We start from the raw sequence: 8,852 nt of genomic DNA, 5'->3' as shown, positions 1-8,852 counted from the left end.
GGTTGAGGCGAGAGGTGTTCCCGGTGGAAAGATCGTCGGCATCCTCTGTTTTGTGTGGTTGGTGAACGCCGTTGGGGGGCTGATCTCGCGTTTTCCCCCTCTCACCAAAGACACCCTCCACACCCACGGCCTGATCGAGCGGATCGCCACCGACGACCTGCAGGCGCTGAGCCGCGGGCTCACCGCCGTGCTCGCGGCCGCGCGCGCCGAGGCGGACGCCGTCCGCTCGGCCGACGACGCCCCCGAGGGCTGACCCCCCGGGGCGCCGGGGTCACAGCTCGGACATGGCCTCCTCGGGCGTGCCCTCGACGGCGGCGGCCGCCTTGTTCCAGCGCGACCACAGCACCTTCTCGCCGAGCTGCCCGGCCATCTTGTGCGCGGTGAGCAGGAAGACGATCACACCCACGGCCAACACGCCGACGCCGACCCAGTAGGGGGCGGAGGCGCCGACCGGGTGCAGCAGGCCGGCGATCACCGGGGCCGGGGCGGCGAAGCCCCAGCGCACGAGGTTGAAGGCGCCGGTCGTGACGCGGCGGTCGGGGTCGCCGAGCGCGAGCGACAGGTCGGTGAGGATCGCGTTGGCGATGCCCATGAACACGCCGGCGACGACGAGCACGACGATCGAGGCCGCCGTCGGGAGGCCGAGGGCGAGCAGCAGCGTCATGACGAGCACGCCGGCCACGGCGATGCCCAGGGTCTGCACCGCGCCGATCGTGTGCGCGAGCTTGTGGCCGACGACGAGGATGCCGAACGCGAGGCCCAGGCCCCAGGCGGTGAACACCAAGCCGAGGGGGACGACGTCGAGCCCGAGGAAGATCGGCGTGTAGCCGAGGATGATGAAGAACACGAAGTTGTACGTGGCGGTGACGACGGCGAGCGCGAGGAACGCGGGCTTGCGGAACAGCCCGAAGACCTGGCCCACGTGCAGCGGCGCCGGCTTCTCGGCCGGGTCCTTGAGCTTTGTGATCGACATCGCCAGCGCGACGATCATGAACAGGCCGCACGCGAAGAACGGCACGCGCCAGCTGATGCTGCCGAGCAGGCCGCCGATGAGCGGGCCGACGGCGAACCCGAGGCCGACGCAGGTCTCGAAGATGCCGACGACCCACTCGCGGTCGTTGGCGAGCGAGACGAGCAGCACCATCGCGGTGGCGAAGAACATCGCGTTGCCGAGGCCCCACAGGCCGCGCAGCGCGGCGAGCTGGCCGATCGACGTGCTCAGCGCGGCGAGGATCGCGGCGATCGCGACGATGGTGACCCCCGTGCCGAGGATCTTCTTGTAGCCGAACTTCCCCGTGGCCAGCACGGCCGGGATCATGCCGACGGCCATGACCGCGATGTACGCGGTGAACAGGAGCTCGATCTGCCACGTGGTGGCGCCGATGGCCTCCCCGATCACCGGGAGGATCGGGTCGACGACGGCGATGCCCGCGATCGCGAAGAACGCCGTCAGCGCGGTCGCGTAGATCGCGGTCTTGTTCGGTTCGTTGCGTGTGCCTGCCACGGACTCCTCACTCCTGCCCCACGGGCCGCCGCGGGGTCGTCTGCTGCTGGTCTGCCGATGCGTCGCGCCGCCGTCGTCGCCGGCGAGGAGCCGTGCGGGGCGCCAAGATGCCTGCATCGTGCAGGTAATTACCTGTAGGATACACCTATGACCGCTTCCCGGGGAAACAGTGTGGAGAAGAAGCGTCCCGACCAGGACGACGACGGCGGCACGACGGCGTCCGACGTCGTCGCCCGCGTCGAGCTCGGCCTCGCCCAGCTGCTGCGCCGCGCCGAGCGCACCACCGCGGCGACCACCGTCCGGACCGGGGGCCACGACCTCGACCGCTCCGGCTACCTGCTGCTGCACGCGCTGCGCGACGGCGGCCCCCAGCGCGTGCAGGCCCTCGCCGACCGGCTCGGGATCGACGCCTCCACCGTGACCCGCCAGGTCGTCGCCCTCGAGCGCGCGGGCCACGTGCAGCGCTCCCGCGACCCGCACGACGGCCGCGCCGTCCTCGTCTCCGCGACCGCCGACGGCCGGGCCGCCCTGCACGCGCAGCGGCGTCGACGCAGCGCCACGTATTCGACCGTGCTCGCCGACTGGAGCCCCGCCGACCGCGTCCTCCTGGCCGAGCTCGTCGAGCGCCTCAACGCCGACCTCGACGCCTACAAGCGGGACACTCCCCCGGCCTGACGACCGCCGGCGCCTGCTCTCGTGGACCTCGCCCCACGACCGGCGCCGTGCCGTCTGCCCTGAGCAGATGCGCTCCCGGCAGAGAAGCCTCCCGCTGCGACCGTCGTCGTCGGACGGTGGGGACATGAGCACACCGAAACTGAGCACCCCGGCACCACCCACCCCGCCCGCCTTCGACGACCAGCTCACCGCGCGGCTGCTGCACCAGCGCATCGTGGTGATCGGCACCGAGATCGACGACGCCGTCGCGAACCGCGTCGTCGCGCAGCTCCTGCTGCTGTCGGCCGAGGACCCACGGTCCGACGTCGCCCTGTACGTCAACTCCCCCGGCGGCTCCGTCAGCGCGGGGCTCGGCATCTACGACACCATGCGACTGCTGCCGAACGACGTCGTGACGGTCGGGTTCGGCTTCGCCGCCAGCATGGGCCAGTTCCTCCTCACCACCGGCACCAAGGGCAAGCGGTACGCGCTGCCGCACACGCGGGTGATGATGCACCAGCCGTCGGCCGGCATCGGGGGCACCGCCGTCGACATCGCGATCCAGGCGGAGAACCTGGAGCACACCAAGCGCGTGATGCACGAGCTCACCGCGCAGCACACGGGCCGCACGGTGGAGCAGATCGCCGCCGACAGCGACCGCGACCGCTGGTTCACCGCCACCGAGGCGGTCGAGTACGGCATGGTCGACCGGATCGTCGAGAGCGTGGAGGACGTGCGGCCGTCGGCCGCCGGCCGGAGGGCGGGGCTGTGATGACGACGACGATGAACGAGCGGATGAGCTACACGATCCCGAACGTCGTCGAGCGCACGCCGCTCGGCGAGCGCTACTCGGACGTCTTCAGCCGGCTGCTGCGCGACCGCATCATCTTCCTCGGCACGGAGATCGACGACGGCGTGGCGAACGTCGTCATGGCGCAGCTGCTGCACCTGGAGTCCGAGGCGCCCGAGCAGGAGATCGGGCTGTACATCAACTCCCCCGGCGGCTCGGCCACGGCCATGACCGCGATCTACGACACGATGCAGTACGTGCGCAGCGACGTCGCCACCACCTGCATGGGCCAGGCGGCGTCCGCCGCGGCGGTGCTGCTCGCGGCCGGCACGCCCGGCAAGCGCACGGTGCTGGAGCACTCCCGGGTGCTGCTGCACCAGCCGTCCACCCAGGGGCAGGGCACCGTCTCCGACCTCGCCATCCAGGCCCGCGAGGTGCTCCGCCTGCGCGCCGAGACCGAGCTTCTCCTGGCCCGGCACACCGGGCAGACCGTGGAGCGGCTGCGGACGGACACCGACCGCGACCTCCTCCTGTCCGCGCACGACGCCGTCGCGTACGGCGTGGCGGACGCGGTCGTCACGTCGCGCAAGCTGTCGGACCGCGCCGCGGCCTAACCGTCCCGATCTAGGTGCCGTCCCGACCTAGGTGGCGTCCCGCGCCGCCGGGCGCCCGCCGACGTGCCAGTCGTGGACCTCGACGTCCGCGTAGTCGTCCACGACCAGCACCCGGCGGGCGTCCGCGGGCCCGGCGGCCTCGACCAGCGCGGCCGCACCGAGGACGGCGGCGCCGTCGTCGGACAGGAGGTGGCCCGCCGCGACGAGGACGACCCGCGCCCCGGCCGTGACGAGCGGCTCACCGCTCCCCCGCCACCCGAGCCCGAGGACCAGGAACCGTGGGCCGCCCTCCGGCCCGCCCGGGTACTCCCACATCGTGCGCCCGAGCAGGTCGCGCCACCGTCGCAGCAGCACGTCGCGGTACGCGCCGGCCTGGTAGTTGGGCTCGTCGAACGCGAGCGCCCGGGCGGCCGCGGGGCCGGGCAGGTCGAGGATGTGCACGCTGCCGGTCAGAGTCCGGCCGCCGTCGGCGGTGGTGGGGCCGCGCGCGACCATCCCGCGCGCGAACCGGTCCATGTAGGCCAGGTGCTCGTCGTTGAGCGCCTCGCGCAGCGCGAGCGACCCGGGACGGTCCCGGTGGTAGCAGAAGAACTCCATGCCGCCCGACGCTAGCGCGAGGCAGCTAGGCGGCGAGGGCGACGACGTCGGACGTCGTCGTCGAGCGCACGTGCCGGGACGACGACGGCGCGCGGTCGCGCAGCGACGTGAGCACCCGGACGCGCTCCTGCTGCTCGGCAGCCGCGGCGAGCGCGTCGTGGGCCTGGGCGACCAGATCGACGAGGCGGATGCCGAGCGCGGCGCAGACCGCGGCCAGCACCTCGGAGGACGCTTCCTTGCGGCCGCGCTCGACCTCGGACAGGTACGCGGTGGACATGCGCGCCGTGCCGGCGACCTCCTGCAGGGTGCGGCCCTGGCGCAGCCGGGTGCGGCGCAGGATTCCACCGACCAGATGGCGTAGCAGGGGCTCGCGCACGTGCTCCACCTCGGCCACCGTGCCGACCCGCATGTCCGCCGTCATGCCGACGACGCTACCCGCGCCCGGCGCCCGACGGCTCTGCGAGCGGCTCGACGGGCGGGCGTTCTGCTGACGGCAGAAGCCGTCGCGCGGCCCGGCTGCTGCCGTAGAGCACCCCACCGACGACGAACGCGGCGCCCACCCCCTCGAGCGGGGTCACCCGCTCGCCGAGCAGCAGCCAGGCCGCCGACATCCCGACCACCGGCACGAGCATCGAGAACGGGGCGACCACCCCCGCGGGGTGGCGGGCCATGAGCCAGGTCCACACGCCGGAGCCGAGCACCGTCGCGACCACCACCGTGTACAGGAGGCCGACGACGGCGCCCACGGCCCCCGGGTCGTCCCACGACGTGAGGGAGTGCGCGATCTCTCCCGGCCCCTCGACCAGCAGCGACAGCGCGAGCATCGGCAGCGGCGGCACCACCGACATCCACAGGGTGAGGCGCAGCGGGCTCTGCGGCTTCGCCTGCCGGTTGCAGACGTTGCCGATCGCCCAGCCGAACGCGCCGGCCAGGGTGAGCAGGAAGGGCACGACCGTGGCGGTCGCAGCCTGCTGCCAGGCCACCAGGGTGAGGCCGCCGACGGCCACGAGGATGCCGAGCACCTGCCGCCCGGTCACGCGCTCGCGCAGGAACGTGGCGCCGAGCAGCACGGTGAACGGGCCGGACATCTGCAGCACGAGGGACGCGAGGCCGGCGGGCATCCCCGCCGCCATCCCCCAGTACAGGAAGAGGAACTGCAGCGCGCCGAAACCGAGCCCGTACCCGACCACCCAGCGCACGGGGACGTCGGGCCACGGCACCAGGAGCACGGTGGGTAGCGCGATGAGCGCGAACCGCAGCGCGACGAGGAACATCGGCGGGAAGTGCTGCAGCGACGCGTCGATGGCGATGAAGTTCAGCCCCCACAGCAGGGCGACGAGGACGGCGAGCAGCCGGTGGCGGGCGGGCATGCGCTCAGCCTCACCCGGGACCATCGTGAAGGACAAGCGAAAGTTGCTTCACGCTGTCTGTAGGCTGGCTTCATGGATGTCCGGCACCTGGAGCTGCTCCGCGAGCTCGCCGACCGGGGCAGCGTCACCGCCGTCGCCCGCGCCACCCACCGCACGCCGTCGGCCGTGTCCCAGCAGCTGCGCACCGCCCAGCGCGAGCTGCGCACGCCGCTCGTCGAGCCGTCCGGCCGCGGGCTGCGGCTCACGGACGCCGGCCGGCTGCTGGCCGAGGGCGGGGCGAGCGTCGCCGCCGCGCTCGCGCAGGTCCAGGCCCGGTGGGACGAGTTCCAGGGCGAGCCGTCGGGTACGGTCACCGTCGCGGCGCTGGCCAGCGCCGCCACGTTCCTGCTCCCCCGCGTCGTCGCGGACCTCGCCGGCACCGCGATCGCGCTGCGCTGCGCCGACGTCGACATCGCGGAGGCCGAGTACGGCCCGCTCACCGCGGACCACGACGTCGTCGTCGCGCACTCGCTCACCAGCGTGCGGCCCGCCGGGGCGGAGGGCCTGACCGTGGTGCCGCTCGCCCGCGAGCCGCTCGACATCGCGATGGCGGCCGACCACCCGCTCGCGCGCCTGCCGCACGTGCGGCCGCGCGACCTCGTCGACCAGGACTGGATCGGGGTGCCCCTCGGCTACCCGTTCGACACCGTGCGGCTCGCCGTCGAGCAGGCCACCGGGGCCGAGCTGCGCGTGGTGCAACGGCTGCGCGACAACCGCCTCATCGAGGCGCTCGTCGCCGCGGGCGACCAGGTCGCCGTGCTGCCGCGCTTCACCACGCCCACCGGCGACCGCCTCGTGCTGCGCGAGCTGACCGACGTCGCCATCGCGCGGCACGTCTCCGCCGTCCTGCGGCCCGATCGCGCCGAGCGCCTCGCCGTCCGCCGCGTCGTCGACGCGTTCCGCCGCGCAGGCGCCCACGTCGAGGTGGAGATGGCGGGAGCCGCCGACGGCTGACGATGCCGCAGAGGTGCCCCCGCCCGGGTTCGAACCGGTTCCCGCGTCCAGATCGAGCAGCGCCGCCACCTGCAATTTCACCCGCTGACCTGCGACGGAGCGCTCTGGCAACCTCGGGCTGCCATGCGTCCCCGTGAGGAAACGTGCGGAGAGGTGCGGACAGTGTCCGCACATCCTGGGATACTGGTCCCATGGCAGTGACCCCGCGAGCACACCTCGCGAAGGACGGGAAGACCGTGACATGGTCGGTGCGCTTCCGTGTCGGCGGCCGCGACTCCAAGGAGACGACGAAGACGTTCGGCACCGAGGAGGGCGCACGCTCGTTCGCCGGACTGCTCGCCACCCTCGGCCCGACGCGCGCCGTCGAGATCCTCAAGAAGCGCACCGGCGCCGCGACGAAGGAGGGCATGCCCACCGTCGCCCAGTGGTGCACCCGGCACATCGAGAAGCTGACCGGCGTCGGGGGGTCGACGCTCGCGACCTACCGAGGCCACGTGCGCAACGACCTCGGCGACCTCGCCCCCCTGCCGATCGACGCCGTCACCTCCGACGACATCGCCGACTGGGTGAACGCAGCCGCGAAGGAGAAGGTGCGCGGCGGCAAGCCCATCTCCGGGAAGACGATCGCGAACCGGCACTCGTTCCTCTCGGGCGCATTCAAGCGCGCCGTCCGGGCCGGGCTCATCGCGTCGAACCCGTGTGAGGGCACCCGCCTCCCCCGTACCGAGCGGGAGCCGATGGTGTTCCTGACGCACGAGGAGTACCTCGTCTTCCTCGGGTGCTTCATCCCCCGCTGGCAGCCGCTCGTCACGACGCTGTTCTCGACCGGCATACGGTGGGGCGAGGCGACGGCGCTGCGGGTCGGCGACGTCGACCTCGACCGGAAGGTGCTCGCCGTCGAGCGCGCTTGGAAGCGGGACGGCACGGTGGGGGCGCCGAAGTCGAAGAAGTCGCGGCGCACGGTCGCGCTGGCCCCCGAGGTGGTCGACGTCCTGACGCCGCTCGTGGAGGACCGTCCGGGGCACGCGTACGTCTTCACGAACAACGCCGGCGAGCACGTGAAGCACCGGACGTTCAGCAAGGAGGCGTGGGCGCCCGCGGTGCGGCTCGCGAACGGCGAGCCCGCGCAGGGCAAAAAGGGCGGGCGGGTCGCCGTGCGCCACGACTCCACGGGCGCCGAGATCAAGCCACTCAAGACCGCGCTCGGCAAGCGCCCTCGCATCCACGACGCCAGGCACTCGAACGCCAGCTGGCTCCTCGGCGCCGGCGTGCCGATCAACTACGTGCAGGCCCACCTGGGCCACGAGTCGATCACGACGACGGTGGACCGCTACGGCCATGTGATGCCGGCTGCGCAGGTGGCGATCCGGTCGGCGATCTCCGGGGCGCTGGCCGCTGCCCACCCGCAGATCGAGGCGTGACAGCGGACGCCGACCGGGTGAACTTTGGTGTGACCACCAGTACGGATGTTCGAATCTTCTGAAACCGTTCTCCGGGGCGGTCATACTTGACCTTCAGCCTCCGTCATGTCGGGGAGGCTGCCAGGGGGCCAAGGGGGGCCGAGAGATGCGCGACATCATCTGTATGGCGGACTGCAAGGACGCTGTCTGCCCGTTCAACCGGAACTACGACGCAAGCCTGCCTGTCGATCCGGACCGCCCGGAGTGCGCCTCTCCGGGCTGGGATGCGTGGCGGGTGCTGATGGAGATCCCCGCACGGTCGCTCGTCAGCGCATCATCCGCTCGGTGACCTCGACCATGAACGAGCGTGGTGCGAGGCCGGCGAGCGTCGCCACGGCGGCGATGATGTCGGACCCCGGGTTGGAGCGCCCGTTCGTGTGCTGGGAGACGTAGCCCTGCGAGCGGCCGAGCCTGTCGGCTACCTGCTGCTGCGTGATGCCGCGCTCTTCCATGAAGTCGCGGATCGCCTTACTCATGAGGCTGCGGAGCTCGAGCTCCGCCTCTGACGGAGTCCGTCCGGCGTTGTTCGTCATGCCACAAGGGTAGGACCGGGTATCACGACTGATACTACGTCGCGGCTTCTTCACCCACTCCGTAGGCTTGTCCACCCAGTAGATATGTACTACGGTCTACCCATGAGCACGGAACAGCACATCGCCGACGAGGTCCGAGCCGCGAGGTCGCGGCGGCGGAAGTCGCAGGCCGAAGTCGCCGAGGCCGTGGGGATGCACAAGGACACCTACTCGAAAAAGGAGCAGGGTCGGTCCCGGTTCGACGCTGTCGAGCTCTACCTCATCGCCTCATTCCTGGACGTCCACCCGGCGTCCTTCTACCCCGGGTCCACGGCTGCTCTGCCGTAGTAGATATCTA

12 protein-coding genes are annotated in these 8,852 nt (G+C 72.0%); 7 read left to right on the top strand and 5 right to left on the bottom strand.

The window, feature by feature from the left end:
* The coding region (locus ACFCZN_RS11620) for a hypothetical protein (protein ID WP_430556897.1) at positions 1–253 on the top strand (253 nt) is incomplete at its 5' end.
* Positions 254–271: 18 nt separating this feature from the next.
* Here ACFCZN_RS11620 and ACFCZN_RS11615 read toward each other — a convergent pair.
* Positions 272–1,504 carry an MFS transporter gene (locus tag ACFCZN_RS11615; protein WP_430548344.1) on the bottom strand — a complete coding sequence of 411 codons (1,233 nt, stop codon included), beginning with the start codon at positions 1,502–1,504 and terminating at the stop codon, positions 272–274.
* 147 nt (positions 1,505–1,651) lie between these two features.
* Here ACFCZN_RS11615 and ACFCZN_RS11610 point away from each other — a divergent pair, with 147 nt between their 5' ends.
* The 3 genes from ACFCZN_RS11610 to ACFCZN_RS11600 all read left to right on the top strand — a co-directional run bounded on the left by ACFCZN_RS11610 (position 1,652) and on the right by ACFCZN_RS11600 (position 3,562).
* Positions 1,652–2,179, top strand: coding sequence for a MarR family winged helix-turn-helix transcriptional regulator (locus ACFCZN_RS11610; protein WP_430556896.1), 528 nt, complete (start codon positions 1,652–1,654; stop codon positions 2,177–2,179).
* A gap of 124 nt (positions 2,180–2,303) precedes the next feature.
* A complete protein-coding gene (locus tag ACFCZN_RS11605) occupies positions 2,304–2,930 on the top strand; it encodes a ClpP family protease (protein WP_429764521.1) in 627 nt (208 codons plus the stop codon).
* Positions 2,930–3,562, top strand: coding sequence for a ClpP family protease (locus tag ACFCZN_RS11600; protein WP_429764520.1), 633 nt, complete (start codon positions 2,930–2,932; stop codon positions 3,560–3,562). Before ACFCZN_RS11605 ends, ACFCZN_RS11600 begins: the two co-directional genes overlap by 1 nt.
* A 27-nt stretch (positions 3,563–3,589) precedes the next feature.
* Here the strand turns inward: ACFCZN_RS11600 and ACFCZN_RS11595 are convergent, their stop codons facing one another.
* From ACFCZN_RS11595 to ACFCZN_RS11585, 3 genes are read right to left on the bottom strand one after another with little or no spacing between them, the layout of a single operon-like run.
* Positions 3,590–4,159 (bottom strand): YciI family protein, encoded by a 570-nt coding sequence (locus tag ACFCZN_RS11595; RefSeq protein ID WP_430556895.1) that lies wholly within the window; start codon positions 4,157–4,159, stop codon positions 3,590–3,592.
* A 25-nt stretch (positions 4,160–4,184) separates the two neighbouring features.
* Positions 4,185–4,580 (bottom strand): helix-turn-helix domain-containing protein, encoded by a 396-nt coding sequence (locus tag ACFCZN_RS11590; RefSeq protein ID WP_429764518.1) that lies wholly within the window; start codon positions 4,578–4,580, stop codon positions 4,185–4,187.
* 10 nt (positions 4,581–4,590) lie between these two features.
* Positions 4,591–5,529, bottom strand: a complete 939-nt coding sequence (locus ACFCZN_RS11585) for an EamA family transporter (protein ID WP_429764517.1) — start codon at positions 5,527–5,529, stop codon at positions 4,591–4,593.
* A 72-nt stretch (positions 5,530–5,601) separates the two neighbouring features.
* Here ACFCZN_RS11585 and ACFCZN_RS11580 point away from each other — a divergent pair, with 72 nt between their 5' ends.
* Both ACFCZN_RS11580 and ACFCZN_RS11575 read left to right on the top strand, forming a co-directional pair.
* Positions 5,602–6,522, top strand: coding sequence for a LysR family transcriptional regulator (locus ACFCZN_RS11580; RefSeq protein ID WP_429764516.1), 921 nt, complete (start codon positions 5,602–5,604; stop codon positions 6,520–6,522).
* A gap of 191 nt (positions 6,523–6,713) precedes the next feature.
* Positions 6,714–7,943, top strand: coding sequence for a tyrosine-type recombinase/integrase (locus ACFCZN_RS11575; RefSeq protein WP_430556894.1), 1,230 nt, complete (start codon positions 6,714–6,716; stop codon positions 7,941–7,943).
* Positions 7,944–8,248: 305 nt separating this feature from the next.
* Here the strand turns inward: ACFCZN_RS11575 and ACFCZN_RS11570 are convergent, their stop codons facing one another.
* Positions 8,249–8,515, bottom strand: coding sequence for a helix-turn-helix domain-containing protein (locus ACFCZN_RS11570; protein ID WP_430556893.1), 267 nt, complete (start codon positions 8,513–8,515; stop codon positions 8,249–8,251).
* Positions 8,516–8,617: 102 nt separating this feature from the next.
* On the opposite strand from ACFCZN_RS11570, the gene ACFCZN_RS11565 reads away from it, so the two are divergent.
* Positions 8,618–8,842: a helix-turn-helix domain-containing protein gene (locus ACFCZN_RS11565; RefSeq protein WP_430556892.1), complete on the top strand. Its 225-nt coding sequence runs from the start codon at positions 8,618–8,620 to the stop codon at positions 8,840–8,842.
* Positions 8,843–8,852 lie beyond the last annotated feature (10 nt).

Origin of the sequence: Isoptericola sp. NPDC056134 (assembly GCF_042264825.1) — a bacterium.
Lineage (GTDB): Bacteria > Actinomycetota > Actinomycetes > Actinomycetales > Cellulomonadaceae > Isoptericola > Isoptericola nanjingensis.
Note: the sequence above shows the minus strand (reverse complement) of the source record. Positions and strands in the feature narration are given on the sequence as shown.

What these genes read in the sequence shown, in the direction of transcription:
- ACFCZN_RS11610 (WP_430556896.1), top strand. Translation starts at nt 1,652, where the DNA reads ATGACCGCTTCCCGGGGAAACAGTGTGGAGAAGAAGCGTCCCGACCAG.
- ACFCZN_RS11605 (WP_429764521.1), top strand. Translation starts at nt 2,304, where the DNA reads ATGAGCACACCGAAACTGAGCACCCCGGCACCACCCACCCCGCCCGCC.
- ACFCZN_RS11600 (WP_429764520.1), top strand. Translation starts at nt 2,930, where the DNA reads ATGACGACGACGATGAACGAGCGGATGAGCTACACGATCCCGAACGTC.
- ACFCZN_RS11595 (WP_430556895.1), bottom strand. Translation starts at nt 4,159, where the DNA reads ATGGAGTTCTTCTGCTACCACCGGGACCGTCCCGGGTCGCTCGCGCTG.
- ACFCZN_RS11590 (WP_429764518.1), bottom strand. Translation starts at nt 4,580, where the DNA reads ATGACGGCGGACATGCGGGTCGGCACGGTGGCCGAGGTGGAGCACGTG.
- ACFCZN_RS11585 (WP_429764517.1), bottom strand. Translation starts at nt 5,529, where the DNA reads ATGCCCGCCCGCCACCGGCTGCTCGCCGTCCTCGTCGCCCTGCTGTGG.
- ACFCZN_RS11580 (WP_429764516.1), top strand. Translation starts at nt 5,602, where the DNA reads ATGGATGTCCGGCACCTGGAGCTGCTCCGCGAGCTCGCCGACCGGGGC.
- ACFCZN_RS11575 (WP_430556894.1), top strand. Translation starts at nt 6,714, where the DNA reads ATGGCAGTGACCCCGCGAGCACACCTCGCGAAGGACGGGAAGACCGTG.
- ACFCZN_RS11570 (WP_430556893.1), bottom strand. Translation starts at nt 8,515, where the DNA reads ATGACGAACAACGCCGGACGGACTCCGTCAGAGGCGGAGCTCGAGCTC.
- ACFCZN_RS11565 (WP_430556892.1), top strand. Translation starts at nt 8,618, where the DNA reads ATGAGCACGGAACAGCACATCGCCGACGAGGTCCGAGCCGCGAGGTCG.